Annotated in this window: 10 protein-coding genes and 2 rRNA genes (1 of these 12 cut by a window edge); 4 read left to right on the top strand and 8 right to left on the bottom strand. The window is 39.8% G+C overall.

The window, feature by feature from the left end; genetic code table 11:
- Positions 1 to 3: 3 nt before the first annotated feature.
- Positions 4 to 516: a redoxin domain-containing protein gene (locus R9C00_00470; GenBank protein WPO35923.1), complete on the bottom strand. Its 513-nt coding sequence runs from the start codon at positions 514 to 516 to the stop codon at positions 4 to 6.
- Positions 517 to 1,082: 566 nt separating this feature from the next.
- Here R9C00_00470 and rho point away from each other — a divergent pair.
- On the top strand, positions 1,083 to 2,699 hold the full coding sequence (rho, locus tag R9C00_00465) for a transcription termination factor Rho (GenBank protein ID WPO35922.1): 1,617 nt from the start codon (positions 1,083 to 1,085) through the stop codon (positions 2,697 to 2,699).
- Between the two features lie 84 nt (positions 2,700 to 2,783).
- Here the strand turns inward: rho and R9C00_00460 are convergent, their stop codons facing one another.
- From R9C00_00460 to R9C00_00450, 3 genes are all read right to left on the bottom strand, one after another.
- Positions 2,784 to 4,634: a glycoside hydrolase family 15 protein gene (locus R9C00_00460; GenBank protein WPO35921.1), complete on the bottom strand. Its 1,851-nt coding sequence runs from the start codon at positions 4,632 to 4,634 to the stop codon at positions 2,784 to 2,786.
- A gap of 467 nt (positions 4,635 to 5,101) precedes the next feature.
- On the bottom strand, positions 5,102 to 5,356 hold the full coding sequence (locus R9C00_00455) for a hypothetical protein (protein ID WPO35920.1): 255 nt from the start codon (positions 5,354 to 5,356) through the stop codon (positions 5,102 to 5,104).
- Complete coding sequence (locus R9C00_00450; GenBank protein WPO35919.1) at positions 5,325 to 5,927, bottom strand: RNA polymerase sigma factor; 603 nt, start codon at positions 5,925 to 5,927, stop codon at positions 5,325 to 5,327. Before R9C00_00450 ends, R9C00_00455 begins: the two co-directional genes overlap by 32 nt.
- A gap of 240 nt (positions 5,928 to 6,167) precedes the next feature.
- Here R9C00_00450 and R9C00_00445 point away from each other — a divergent pair, with 240 nt between their 5' ends.
- From R9C00_00445 to R9C00_00435, 3 genes are all read left to right on the top strand, one after another.
- Positions 6,168 to 6,611, top strand: coding sequence for a nucleoside deaminase (locus tag R9C00_00445; protein ID WPO35918.1), 444 nt, complete (start codon positions 6,168 to 6,170; stop codon positions 6,609 to 6,611).
- 36 nt (positions 6,612 to 6,647) lie between these two features.
- Positions 6,648 to 7,640, top strand: coding sequence for an aldo/keto reductase (locus R9C00_00440; protein WPO35917.1), 993 nt, complete (start codon positions 6,648 to 6,650; stop codon positions 7,638 to 7,640).
- 562 nt (positions 7,641 to 8,202) lie between these two features.
- Positions 8,203 to 9,471, top strand: a complete 1,269-nt coding sequence (locus R9C00_00435; protein ID WPO35916.1) for an aspartyl protease family protein — start codon at positions 8,203 to 8,205, stop codon at positions 9,469 to 9,471.
- A 38-nt stretch (positions 9,472 to 9,509) separates the two neighbouring features.
- Here R9C00_00435 and R9C00_00430 read toward each other — a convergent pair whose 3' ends face one another.
- The 4 genes from R9C00_00430 to R9C00_00415 all read right to left on the bottom strand — a co-directional run.
- A complete protein-coding gene (locus R9C00_00430) occupies positions 9,510 to 10,448 on the bottom strand; it encodes a GDP-L-fucose synthase (GenBank protein ID WPO35915.1) in 939 nt (312 codons plus the stop codon).
- Positions 10,449 to 10,450: 2 nt separating this feature from the next.
- Complete coding sequence (gene gmd / locus R9C00_00425) at positions 10,451 to 11,566, bottom strand: GDP-mannose 4,6-dehydratase (protein WPO35914.1); 1,116 nt, start codon at positions 11,564 to 11,566, stop codon at positions 10,451 to 10,453.
- A 344-nt stretch (positions 11,567 to 11,910) separates the two neighbouring features.
- Positions 11,911 to 12,022, bottom strand: a 5S ribosomal RNA gene (gene rrf / locus R9C00_00420).
- Between the two features lie 74 nt (positions 12,023 to 12,096).
- A 23S ribosomal RNA gene (locus R9C00_00415) occupies positions 12,097 to 13,896 on the bottom strand; it runs 1,021 nt beyond the window's last position.

Genomic DNA, 13,896 nt, shown 5'->3' with positions numbered 1-13,896 from the left:
CTTTTATTTATTCATTTTGATGTTATAAAGCAATGAACTTATTTGTTGCTTATCAAGATACCCGACAATTCTCCGTACAATTTTCCCATCTGGATTTACCAAGTAATTGGTAGGAGAAGCCGTGATATTATACTCGTCTATTACCTTGTAAGTCTCATCTACCAGCATGGGAAATGTCACTCCGTATGCCTCTTTAAACTCTTTGGAAGGTTCGGTTTTATCACCTATATATATGCCCAATATCTCAAACCCTTCACCCTTTAGCTCTTCATAATTTTCTTGCACTACAGGAAACTCTTTTTTGCAGATATCACAATTGTCTACCCAAAAATACAGCAAAACAAGCTTCCCCTTATAATCTGAAAGAGTGTAGTCATTCCCATTAATCCCTTTTAACTTAAAGTCAGGGGCAAACTCTCCAGCCTTTGGTGTTTTTGGTCCACCGCAACTAAAAAACATTGCAGAAAACACAAAGACGATCCACAAAAAACTATTTCTTCTCAAAGCTTTTCCCATTGCAATTTATCGTATTTATCATCTAAACTAAAGAACACCTGTTTGCTAAATAACAAGATAAAAACAATAAACAGTTGCTACTTAACTTCTACAGAACTTTACCTAAGCGGCAAAGGTAACTTGGTAATTCCTTTAGTCCAACTACTAAGAACCCTAACATGTTTTTTAACAAAAAACTCCTTTTATTTTAAGAGAAAAGCTCTTTTTGATAGGTTTTAGAGAAAAACACAAGCCTCAATCCAAAAAAAATAATATATTTGTGATGCAAAACATTCCTTGGAAACAAGAGTTTATGTTTTGTACCACACCACCAATAACATCTCTATTAGCTTCTAATTATAAGCTAATTAAGTCTTTACAAAACCATATTTATTTTTGTTAGTCTTGAATTTAACCTTATTGTTTTTGGTATTTCGGTATAAGTCTTTATAATTGCACATTCAAATCATATAAAATCACCACATTATTTTTTTCCTCTCAAAGGATTTTAATCAAATAAATTTATTCACGATTATTCTAGGAGAGACCATCTCAAATGGCACCTTTAATAATTTTTCACACACACTATGTACACTATTGAAGAACTGGAGGTTAGGCTCTTATCAGAGCTGAAGGAAATAGCGGAAGACCTAGGTCTTAAGAACTTCAAGAAACTTCCAAAAAAAGAACTTATTTATAAAATATTGGATCAGCAGGCAGTTTTGCCTGACGCTGATTTAGAAGCAAAAGCAAAGAAGGAGAAGAAAACAGAACCTAAAGAGCCTATTGCTAACAAAGAGCCTAAAACCCTCAACCGAAGAGCTGACCGGGCTGATTCTCCTGCAAGTAAAAGGAGGAGAGTAAAAAGAGAAAATGTACAGAGTGAAGAAGTAACAGCACCAACCCCAACTCCTGTACAAGAAGAGAAGCCTAAAGAACAACCTACCCAAGAGGTTGCTGTAGAAGAGAAAAAGGAAGTAGTAGAAAGAAAAAGAGCTGTCAGAGAAAAGGACGATCAAGGTTCTGATAACAGGGAAAGAAATACTCCTAACAGAGACAAGAAAAAACCTGGTTTCAATATAAGGGAGTTTGACGGAGCGATTGAAAATGAGGGTGTACTTGAAATCATGCAAGATGGCTACGGTTTTTTAAGGTCTCCTGATTACAATTACTTGGCTAGCCCTGATGATATTTATGTTTCTCCTTCTCAAATCAAGCTCTTCGGCTTAAAAACAGGTGATACTGTTAAAGGGCAGATCAGGCCTCCAAAAGATGGAGAAAAGTACTTTGCTCTGCTAAGAGTAGAAAGTGTAAATGGTAAAACTACCGAAGAAATAAGGGATAGGGTTCCCTTTGAATACCTTACTCCATTATTCCCTCAAGAAAAATTGAACCTGAGTGATCGCTCTAGCAGCCTTTCTACCCGGGTGGTAGATTTGTTCTCTCCGATAGGAAAAGGGCAAAGGGGTATGATTGTGGCACAGCCAAAAACTGGTAAAACAGTCCTTTTGAAAGAAATAGCCAACGCTATTGCGAAAAACCACCCTGAGTGTTACCTAATTGTTCTGCTTATAGACGAACGCCCTGAAGAGGTTACGGATATGGCAAGAAGCGTACAGGCTGAAGTAGTAGCCTCTACCTTTGATGAGCAAGCTGACAGGCACGTGAAGGTTTCTAATATCGTGCTTGAAAAAGCCAAGAGAATGGTAGAATGTGGGCATGATGTAATCATTTTGCTTGACTCGATCACTAGACTCGCAAGGGCGCATAATACAACAGCTCCTTCATCAGGCAAAATACTTACTGGTGGTGTGGATGCCAATGCTCTTCATAAACCTAAGCGTTTCTTTGGTGCTGCTCGTAATGTAGAACATGGCGGGTCACTTACCATCATCGCTACTGCATTGATAGAGACTGGTTCTAAAATGGACGAAGTTATCTTTGAAGAATTCAAAGGTACTGGTAACATGGAATTGCAATTGGACAGAAGACTATCGAACAAGAGAGTTTACCCTGCTATCGATGTTATTGCATCTGGTACCAGAAGGGAAGACTTGCTTCTTGATAAAGATTCACTTTCAAGGGTTTGGATACTTCGCAAGTTTATGTCGGATATGAACCCTGTAGAAGCAATGGAATACCTACTCAACAATATGAGAGGTACACGAAGCAACGAGGAGTTTCTTACTTCAATGAATGGATAATTAAAAGGCAACAAGCCTTGATCATATAAAAAAAGAGCTAGTTTCCACTAGCTCTTTTTTTATGCCCTCGACTCATGTTAAATATTAAATCTGCTCTTCATGAGAAGAGTATGGATTTCTAGCCTTTGACAAGTTATGATTGAGATTATATGCTGCACTGATAAGCCCCAAGTGTGTAAATGCTTGGGGAAAATTACCCAAATGCTCACCACTTGGCCCTAGCTCTTCGGCAAATAGCCCTACGTGGTTGGCATAACTAAGCATCTTCTCAAATAGCAGCCTAGCTTGCTCCAATTCCCCTGCCCTTGATAGGCATTCTACATACCAGAAGGAACACATACTAAAGGTTCCTTCATCTCCGTCAAGTCCATCACTTGCCGCTTCATCAATTTTATAACGATATACAAGAGAATCATCTGTCAATTCATCCCCAATCGCTTTTAAGGTTGATAGCCATTTAGGATCTGTAGGCCCAATGAATTTTACTAAAGGCATGAGCAAATTAGCAGCATCTAAAGTTTCCGAACCTTTATACTGTACAAATGCCTGCTTTTTCTCACTCCAGAAGTTCTCAAAAATATCTACATAAATTTCATCTCTAGCCTTTATCCATCTATCTAATGGAGCAGGAAAAGAGCGCCTCATAGCCAATCTGATACCTCTATCCATAGCCACCCAGCACATCAACCTAGAATACAAAAATTCTTGTCTTCCTCCACGTACTTCCCAAATTCCCTCATCCTTCAAATGCCAGTTTTCTGTCACCCAGTTCACAAGTTTTACCAAGTTCTTCCAGAGGTCGTATGAAATTGGCTGCCCATATTTATTATAGAGATAAACAGAGTCCATCAACTCGCCATAAATGTCAAGCTGAAGCTGATCGTGAGCACCATTACCTATTCTGACAGGCTTGGAACCCATATATCCTTCAAAATGATCAAGCTCTTTTTCTTCCAAATACTTCTCGCCCCGTATACTATACATAATTTGTAACGAACCGTCTGGGTTAAGATCTTTACACCTATCTTCTACCCAACTCATAAATGCAGCTGCCTCTTCGGTATACCCTAATCGGATAAGAGCATACAGGGAAAAGGAGGCATCTCGCACCCAAGTGTATCTATAATCCCAGTTTCTTACTCCTCCAACTTCCTCAGGCAAGCCAAATGTAGGGGCAGCGACTACGGATCCGTATTTTTGTGAAGTCAGAAGTTTCAATGTCAAAGCTGAGCGATTGATCATCTCTCTCCAGCGTCCTCTATAATACGATTTTCTAATCCAGCGCCTCCAAAAGTTTACTGTATCTTTAAATGATTCAGAAACATAATCTGGATGAGCAGAAGGGCTCTCTTTACCTTCTTCATACTTTTCTAAGATAAAAAATTCTGTTTCACCAGCTTTAAGCGTAAACCGAACTACAGCATCGCCATTTACTATTTTTACAGGGATAGAACACCTTAAAAATATTTTCAAGTCATCTTCTCCTTGTGACTCGAACAAAACTCCTCCATCTACTAATTTGGCAGTATGCTTAGATAAGCCATAATTGAACCTGGGAGCACATATCATTTCATAATGCACCTCTCCACGAACCGTTTTAGCCCTTCTCACCAAATCATGATGCTCCTCTCCTGCTGCTTCCACTGGCATAAAATCTGAGATTTCAGCAACCCCTTCCTTTGACAAAAAACGACTTATGAGAACATTCGTATTAGGCAAATACATTTGCTTCTGCTTGGGCTCATAAAGCCTTGGGGCAATCTTAAAAAAACCACCGTTATCATGATCTAGCAGGCTAGCAAAGATAGTAGGCGAATCAAACTCTGGAAAGGACATAAAGTCAATAGACCCGTCCATTCCTACCAATGCGGTAGTGAGCAGGTCACCTATTAATCCATAGTTTTCAATGGGTTTATAACGTTCAGTTATCGACATATCAAGGTAGATTTTCTTTGTGTGTTACCAAGCTAATTTATACAAAATCCTATTAACCAATGAAGTTTTCTTGGAATGATGAAACTTAGCATTTTATGTATATCGAGGGCTAACTCTTCTCTGAAAAGAATACTTTTTCGGAATACGAGCCCAGGTACATGCTGTCATAGTAAGTTTGTGCTGTTTAATCATAAGGAAGGTTTGACCTTTTCATTTAAGGCCATTGCCAAATTAGCTAAACCTTTTTTGAAAATGGAAATTTATCCTAAACAATGTGGTGGAGTTTAGTGAAATTTCCCAGTTAGCCAGAGGTAAAAACACTTTTACAATTAGGAGGAAGAGGCAAAGCAGAATAAATTGTAGCCTAGCAATATAGGAACTTGGTTAGCTCTAACTAGGCTCTGCTTTTTTAACCCGAATATTAGGAATATACCGTGATATTCACTTACAGTGAAAGACAGGGCACATTAGGAGTCTCTTTTTTTAGGCGGCTTTTTAGGTTTATAATTCTTAGAAAAATCAAGTATTTTATCAATGGTAGAGTCGTCTGGCTTCAAATGTTCACCAATTTCATCTACTTGGCCTACTATTGAGCTTAATAAATGTACACTTTCCCTAAGCTCAGGATCGACCTTAAGTTGTGCTTCAAACTCTTTTTTTTCTTTATCGGAAAGTTCATCGTAAAGGTATTTAACGATCAAGTCGTTGGCTCTTGTGCTCATTTTTATCTTCGTTAAGCAAGATTTGTTTCTTTAGGTTGATAAGGGCGTATCGCATTCTGCCCAAAGCCGTATTGATACTTACACCTGTCATTTGGGCAATATCCTGAAAACTCATTTCCAGATAATGCCTCATTATCAAAACCTCTTTTTGTGGTTCGGGAAGCTGCTGAACAAGCTCTCTTATATTTGCAGTATAATTAGAATTCGTATTTTCCGCCCCTCGGTTTTCAGTAAAAACTAATTGGTCAAACAAGCTGTATCCTTCCTCCGATACCGTGACAGGCAGCCTTTTTATTTTTCTAAAATAGTCAATTGCCATATTATGCGCCACTCTTGAAATCCAAGGCAAGAATTTTCCTTCTTCATTATATTTACCAGACTTCAGTTTTTTAATAGCCTTGATGAACACCTCTTGTAAAATATCTTCAGCAGTGTGTTGATCTTTTACCACAAGATAAATAGTGGTATATAATCTATTTTTATGTCGATTTATCAACAACTCAAAAGCTTTTTCATCACCCTTAAGGTATTGGGATACTAGATATTTGTCAGTGATATGTGATTGGCTCATGGTTAGCTTGCATTCATAAACAATTACTTTACCTTGGCTTACTACATCAGTATTTCTTAAAAAAAATTTATTAATATACTTTTGAGGCCTATAGTAAGTTTGTTTAAACCTTTTTGTACTAGTTTTATTTAAATAGAACGTGGTTCAAATACTAAGCCATCTGAATGATGATTAATTTTTTAGGTATGCCTTGAAAAAAAGATTTTTTAACATTCATTTTCTATTGGGAAATTAGAGAATATGATAAAAAAGGACGACGAACATTTCATGAGGAAAGCCCTCGAACTTGCAAAGCAAGCTTTTGAACTTGGAGAAGTGCCTATAGGAGCTCTGATTGTATCAAACGGAGAGATTATAGCAAAAGCTCATAATGAAACCGAACGGCTTAACGACCCCACTGCCCATGCCGAAATGTTAGCAATTACATCTGCTGCTAATTTTCTTCAAAACCGCCATTTGCAAGATTGCACCCTTTATGTGACAATGGAACCTTGCCCTATGTGTGCTACGGCAACTCTGTGGGCACAAATAAAAAGAGTGGTTTATGGAGCAAGTGATCCCAAAATGGGATACAGTTTTATTTCTAGCAAACTATTGCACCCCAAAGCGGAGGTAATATCAGGAATATTGGCAAATGAATCGGAAATATTGATAAAGAATTTTTTCAAAAAAATAAGAAAATAAAAATCAAATTTCTTCACAACCTAAAACAGCTTTAAAATGGAATATAGAAAACTGGGAAATACAGATGTAGAAATTACCCCAATAGCCTTTGGGGCATGGGCAATAGGCGGATGGATGTGGGGAGGTACCGATGCAAAAGCCGCTATAGATGCCATTCATTGTTCCTTGGATATGGGAATTACTACTATAGACACAGCCCCTGTATATGGGTTTGGCCTTAGTGAGGAGCTTGTAGGTGAAGCGCTGGAAGGAAGAAGAGATAAAGTACAGGTTTTGACCAAGTTTGGGCTACGCTGGGATGATACAAAAGGCGACTATTATTTTGATACTAAAAGCAATGATGGAAAAACGCTCCAAGTTTATAAATATGCTGGAAAAGAGGGTATAATAAAAGAATGCGAGGAGAGTTTGAGAAGGTTAAAAACAGACTTTATTGATTTGTACCAAATTCATTGGCCTGACAAAACTACTCCCATTTCCGAGTCGATGGAAGCTATAGACATTTTATTGAAACAAGGAAAAATAAGGGCTGGAGGTGTATGCAACTATAGCACCGACCAAATGAAAGAGGCTGAGGAAACTGTTGAAATTACATCGAACCAAGTCCCTTACAGCATGGTATTTAGAGGTATTGAAGAGGACGTTGTCCCACTTTGCCTAGAGAAGAAAAAATCGATATTAGCCTACAGCCCACTTCAGCGAGGCTTATTAACGGGGAAAATCACTCCAGACTATCAATTTGGCGAAGGGGACCATAGACCTAATACACCCTTTTTCAAAACAGAAAACTTAAAGAAAACCAACGATTTTCTGAATAAGATAAGACCTATTGCTGATGATAAAGGCGTATCACTGACTCAACTTGTAATAAAATGGACAATTGAGCAACCTGGGATTACTTGTGCTTTAGTAGGCGCTAGAAATACCGAACAAGTAAAACATAATGTAAAAGGGGCAACAATTTCTTTAAGTACCGAAGAAATATCCCTTATAAACAAGTATTTAGAGGAACTGAAACTTGAGGTTTAAAGAAAGCTTAACGGTAAAAAACCTATCTAATTTAATACTCACTATTAGAGAAGGTTTCTTACCGTTATTTTCTACAAGTAAAATTATACTATGAAAGACAGATGAGAAGTTACACTACCGTCCTTGTTTATTGACGATGAGCTTCATTAAAACCTACCTACGATGGTTTTGGTTTGAAAAATTGATAATACAAACCCTATTCCCTACTTTTTTAAACCAACTCCTTTCATTAACCGTTCTAAAAAGAGGAATAGGTTTGTATCTTATCACACTAATACAATAAGTAATTCGACAAGCTAATAATCTTTGATTTTGGCAAAAAAAGCTGTATATTAACTTACTATATCACCTCTTTGAGGTTCTAATACTAGATTCAATTCCCGCAATTAGCATCACTTAAGTACAAAAGACAAACTTCTGTATTAATCAACATGGATACCGACTATGCCTTTTCCAAAACAGAAATGCGTGTGAATTAAACTGATGTTCTTTATCTTCTTCCACGCTTCACCTTCAAATAGCCTCCTTAACAAGAGACCTATTTGTACTTAAATTCAGAAAGATGGGAGCAAATATATACGTTAGAATTAGAGCTTTCTTTATTACGTTAATTGTCTTTGTGTTTATAGTACCTGCTATCGCTCAGCAAGAATTAGGTAGCTTTAGGCTTCCCAAGCATAAAAAGACATTAACTATACCTTTCGAATTAGTACATAACTTGATATTGATCCCACTCAGTATTAATGGTTCGGATACCCTCCGGTTTATATTAGACACTGGAGTTAGCACTACTGTAATAACAAGTCTGCCCAATTCAGAAGATATTAATCTCAAATATGTAAGAAAACTTGATTTAAATGGCTTAGGAGAAGGCAACTCTATACAAGCACTTTATTCTACAGGAAATACGCTTTCTATCCATGATGCAATAGGTTATAACCACGAGGTGCTATTTTTACTTGATGATGTTTTTCACCTTTCAGCAAGCATGGGCACATATGTTCATGGTCTGATTGGCTACGATGTATTCAGAAACTTTATTGTTGAAATATCTTATGTAAAAAAGAAGATTTATTTACATGACCCAGTCAGATATAATAAGAAGTATCGAAAAATGAAGGTAAAGTGGGAAGCATTACCGATATCCTTGGAAAAAGAAAAGCCTTACATAACGGCAAATATTTTACAAAAAGATAGTACTAAGCTTAATATCAAACTCTTAGTGGACTCCGGGGCAAGTCATGCCCTCTCTCTTTATCCAATTACCCACAATAAACTAGCGATTCCTGATGATACTTTTCGCTCATTTTTGGGTGCTGGATTGAGCGGGGAAATTTTCGGTTATGTGGGCAGAGTTAAAGAACTCTGGCTAGGGAATTACAATTTTACAGATCCAATTGTTTCCTACCCTGATGAAACAAGTATTCAAAAAGTATTAGATTTCAGTGATAGAAATGGAAGCCTTGGTTCGGAAATACTTAAAAGGTTTAGAGTAGTTTATCATTATAATGATAAAACTATCCTTTTAAAACCAAATACTGAGTATAAAAATGCTTTTAGATATAATATGAGTGGCATAGAGGTTAGTACTCCTATTCCAGGAATGCCTATTTATGAAATATCTAAAGTACGAGCCAACTCACCTGCAAAGCAAGCAGGGTTATTGAAAGGAGACCAAATAATGATGATAAATGGGGTGAAAGCGACTAGGTATTCGCTTAATGATATTGTCAGCCTTTTTCAAAGCCGTGATGGCAGGAAAATCAGGCTTTATATCCAAAGAGTTGACAAAACTTATAAGACTGAAATTGTATTGCAAAATAAGATATAGCACCCTGGTTTACAAAGTGCTATATCTTAAATAGCTAGTTAACGCTCTATAATTGAATCCCAATTGATAGAATTATATACAGAACGGATTCCTTCTTCTAGACCGATAGAATACTTCCAACCCAAGCCATTTAGCTTAGATACATCCATCAATTTTCTAGGCGTTCCATCTGGCTTTGAGCTATCAAACTTAATATCCCCTTCAAAGCCTACAATCATTTTTACTAGATAAGCTAATTCCTTTATACTTATATCCTCTCCTGTACCTACATTCACCAACTGTTCACCATTATAGTTCTGCAACAGATAATAGCATGCATCTGCTAAATCATCTACATGTAAAAACTCTCTCTTAGGGGTTCCGCTTCCCCAAACAGGAACAAACGCAACTCCATTAGTCTTCGCTGTATGAAACTTCCTGATAAGAGCAGGTAATACATGGGAATTATTTAAATCATAATTATCATTTGGTCCATACAAATTAGTAGGCATTGCAGAAATAAAGTCACAGCCATATTGACTCCTATAGTTTTCGCACATCTTTATGCCAGCTATCTTCGCAATTGCATACGGTTCATTTGTCGGCTCTAATTCACCTGTCAACAAATAATCCTCTTTAAGAGGCTGAGGAGCAAACTTAGGATAAATACAAGATGACCCTAAAAACAATAATTTTTTGACGTTATTCAAATAACTTTGATGAATCACATTGTTTTGAATCATCAAATTATCATAAAGAAACTCCGCTCTATACACATTATTTGCATGAATCCCCCCCACCTTAGCTGCAGCTAAAACTACAACATCAGGTTTCTCTATTTTAAAAAAATCAGATACTTGGGTTTGGTCTCGTAAATCAAGCTCTTTAGAGGTTCTGTGAATTATATTCGAATACCCCTCACTCTCTAATTTCCTGTAAATAGCAGAGCCGACCATCCCTCTATGGCCGGCTATATAAATTTTAAAATCCTTTTCCATTATTATTCGTGATAATTAAAGACTTTATGACCGCCTTCTTGTAGATATTGATCCTTTTTAAATAATTCTAAATCAGCCTTTATCATATCCTCAACTAACCCTTTCAAGTCATATTTAGGCTCCCAATTAAGTTTTTCCTTCATTTTAGCTGGATCACCAATCAAAAGCTCAACTTCAGTAGGGCGGAAATATCTTGGGTCAATAGCTACAACCTCTATCCCTTCCTCAAGTTGATAATCAGGATTATTACATTTAACCACCGTCCCTTTTTCATCTACCCCCTCTCCATCAAATGCTACTTCAATACCAACCTCTGCAAAAGAAAGTTTAACAAAATCTCTCACCGTAGTAGTAATCCCTGTAGCTATCACAAAATCTTCTGGCGTATCATGCTGTAAAATCCTCCACATTCCTTCTACATAATCTTTTGCATGCCCCCAATCTCTTTTAGCATCTAAGTTTCCTAAAAATATTTTATCTTGAAGACCTAGCGCTACCCTAGCAACCCCCCTAGTAATTTTTCTTGTTACAAAAGTCTCACCTCTCAAAGGAGATTCATGATTGAATAAAATCCCATTTACAGCAAACATATTATAGGCTTCACGGTAATTAACTGTAATCCAATAACCATAAAGTTTAGCTACTGCATATGGGGAGCGAGGGTAAAATGGTGTAGTTTCTGATTGTGGAACTTCCTGGACAAGTCCATAAAGCTCCGAAGTAGACGCCTGATAAATTTTAGTTTTTTCTGTCAAGCCTAAAATCCTAACTGCTTCTAAAATCCTGAGTGTTCCTATACCATCAACATTTGCTGTATATTCAGGGCTATCAAAGCTCACCTTCACATGAGACATTGCACCCAAGTTATAAATCTCATCTGGCTGTACTTCCTGCACAATTCGAATAATATTAGTCGAATCAGAAAGATCCCCGTAATGTAAAATTAATTTAAGATTTTTCTCGTGAGGATCCTGATATAAATGATCTATTCTATCCGTATTAAAGAGAGAGCTCCTCCTTTTTACTCCATGTACTTCATAGCCTTTTTCTAACAAAAGCTCTGCTAAATAAGCCCCATCTTGACCTGTTATCCCAGTGATTAATGCTTTCTTCTTCATTATATTTCAATATATATTAACGCCAATGTATTTATACAATCACTATACTCAAATATAGGAATAAATACCATGCATGAAACAGTAATAATACAGTATATAGAAAGTTAGGGCTAGCAGATTTAGTTTGAAGGAAAACAGAACTATGGATTTAACAATAACATATGAACCCCATATCATGCTAAATGGAAGTAGCGGGATGATCGGCCAGTGATCATCTTTCGATGAGGGCGTCTCGCACCTTTCCGTTGGATTTTTTTTTGTGTGGGGGGGGCATTGCCTGCCTGTGGGGCGGTTTGGCAGGGGCAAAAAAAAGGGGGACGCCCTTCGGGCGCCCCCGCATGGTGGGCTGGCGATCTCCTACTCTCCCACGTGTTACCGCAGTACCATCGGCGCATCGGGTCTTAACTTCTCTGTTCGGAATGGGAAGAGGTGGGCACCCGCGCTGTCGTCGCCATTTTGTCTTTATATGTCTTTAGTCCTGGCATGTCTCAGATAAGAAAGGGTATCCCTCGGCCAACGGTCTGCCGGCGTGAAGGAAGCTGACGGGCAATTAGTACCGCTCGGCTTTGCCATCTCTGGCTTTACACCTGCGGCCTATCGACGTGGTCGTCTACCACGGCCCTTAAAAGAAGCCTCATCTCGAGACGGGTTTCGCACTTAGATGCTTTCAGTGCTTATCCCTTCCGAACATAGCTACCCTGCGGTGCGGCTGGCGCCACAACAGGTACACCAGAGGTTCGTCCAACCCGGTCCTCTCGTACTAAGGTCAGGATCTCTCAAGCTTCTAGCGCCCACAACAGATAGGGACCGAACTGTCTCACGACGTTCTGAACCCAGCTCGCGTGCCACTTTAATGGGCGAACAGCCCAACCCTTGGGACCTTCTCCAGCCCCAGGATGTGACGAGCCGACATCGAGGTGCCAAACCTCCCCGTCGATATGAGCTCTTGGGGGAGATCAGCCTGTTATCCCCAGAGTACCTTTTATCCTTTGAGCGATGGCCCTTCCATGCGGAACCACCGGATCACTATGTCCCAGTTTCCTGCCTGCTCGGCTTGTAGGCCTCACAGTCAAGCACCCTTGTGCCATTGCACTCCGCGCACGATTACCGACCGTGCTGAGGGTACCTTTGAAAGCCTCCGTTACTCTTTTGGAGGCGACCACCCCAGTCAAACTACCCACCAAACGCTGTCCCCGGCAAGGGGTTAGGCACCAGACAAACAAAGGGCGGTATTTCAACATTGGCTCCACGATGCCTGGCGACACCGCTTCAAAGCCTCCCGCCTATCCTACACATTATTTGCCCAATACCAACGTTAAGCTATAGTAAAGGTTCATGGGGTCTTTCCGTCCCGTTGCGGGTATCCGGCATCTTCACCGGAACTACAATTTCACCGGAGTCATGGCCGAGACAGTGCCCAGATCGTTGCACCATTCGTGCAGGTCGGAACTTACCCGACAAGGAATTTCGCTACCTTAGGACCGTTATAGTTACGGCCGCCGTTTACTGGGGCTTCGGTTCAACGCTTCGCCGAGGCTAACGTCCCCCCTTAACCTTCCAGCACCGGGCAGGTGTCAGGCCTTATACTTCCTCTTGCGAGTTCGCAAAGCCATGTGTTTTTGTTAAACAGTCGCCTGGGCCTTTTCACTGCGGCTTCCTCATAAATGAGGTAAGCACCCCTTCTCCCGAAGTTACGGGGTTATTTTGCCTAGTTCCTTAGCCATGAATCTTCCGAGCACCTCAGGATCCTCTCCTTGACTACCTGTGTCGGTTTGCGGTACGGGCCGCCATGGTTCGCTTTTCTCGGAAGGAGTCCAGGTCGCTATCCGCTCCGCCGTAGCTTCGCGGTACTCTCGCCCGAGGGCTTCAACGCACTATTCCGTCAGTGCGCGTACCTTAACCTCCTTCGTCACTTTTTAGCCCATGGCGGGTACTGGAATGTTGACCAGTTGTCCATCGACTGCCCCCTTCGGGTTCGCCTTAGGTCCCGACTGACCCCTGGATGATTAGCATTGCCAGGGAAACCTTAGTCTATCGGTGGGCGGGTTTCGCACCCGCCTTATCGTTACTTATGCCTACATTTGCTTTTCCAAGCGCTCCACCAGCCCTCGCGGGACGGCTTCGACGCCCTTGGAATGCTCCCCTACCACTCTTTCGAGTCCGTGGCTTCGGTGATATGCTTATGCCCGATTATCATCGATGCCCTGTCACTCGACCAGTGAGCTGTTACGCACTCTTTAAATGAATGGCTGCTTCCAAGCCAACATCCTGGCTGTCTCTGTGACTGGACCCCCTTAGTTCAACTTAGCATATACTTGGGGACCTTAGCC

The organism is Flammeovirgaceae bacterium SG7u.111 (genome assembly GCA_034044135.1).
Taxonomy (GTDB): Bacteria; Bacteroidota; Bacteroidia; order Cytophagales; family Flammeovirgaceae.
This window is presented reverse-complemented; position numbering and strand designations above follow the sequence as displayed.

Excerpts from the sequence above, each read along its gene's own strand:
- R9C00_00470 (WPO35923.1), bottom strand. The coding sequence starts at position 516 with ATGGGAAAAGCTTTGAGAAGAAATAGTTTTTTGTGGATCGTCTTTGTG.
- rho (WPO35922.1), top strand. The coding sequence starts at position 1,083 with ATGTACACTATTGAAGAACTGGAGGTTAGGCTCTTATCAGAGCTGAAG.
- R9C00_00460 (WPO35921.1), bottom strand. The coding sequence starts at position 4,634 with ATGTCGATAACTGAACGTTATAAACCCATTGAAAACTATGGATTAATA.
- R9C00_00455 (WPO35920.1), bottom strand. The coding sequence starts at position 5,356 with ATGAGCACAAGAGCCAACGACTTGATCGTTAAATACCTTTACGATGAA.
- R9C00_00450 (WPO35919.1), bottom strand. The coding sequence starts at position 5,927 with ATGAGCCAATCACATATCACTGACAAATATCTAGTATCCCAATACCTT.
- R9C00_00445 (WPO35918.1), top strand. The coding sequence starts at position 6,168 with ATGATAAAAAAGGACGACGAACATTTCATGAGGAAAGCCCTCGAACTT.
- R9C00_00440 (WPO35917.1), top strand. The coding sequence starts at position 6,648 with ATGGAATATAGAAAACTGGGAAATACAGATGTAGAAATTACCCCAATA.
- R9C00_00435 (WPO35916.1), top strand. The coding sequence starts at position 8,203 with ATGGGAGCAAATATATACGTTAGAATTAGAGCTTTCTTTATTACGTTA.
- R9C00_00430 (WPO35915.1), bottom strand. The coding sequence starts at position 10,448 with ATGGAAAAGGATTTTAAAATTTATATAGCCGGCCATAGAGGGATGGTC.
- gmd (WPO35914.1), bottom strand. The coding sequence starts at position 11,566 with ATGAAGAAGAAAGCATTAATCACTGGGATAACAGGTCAAGATGGGGCT.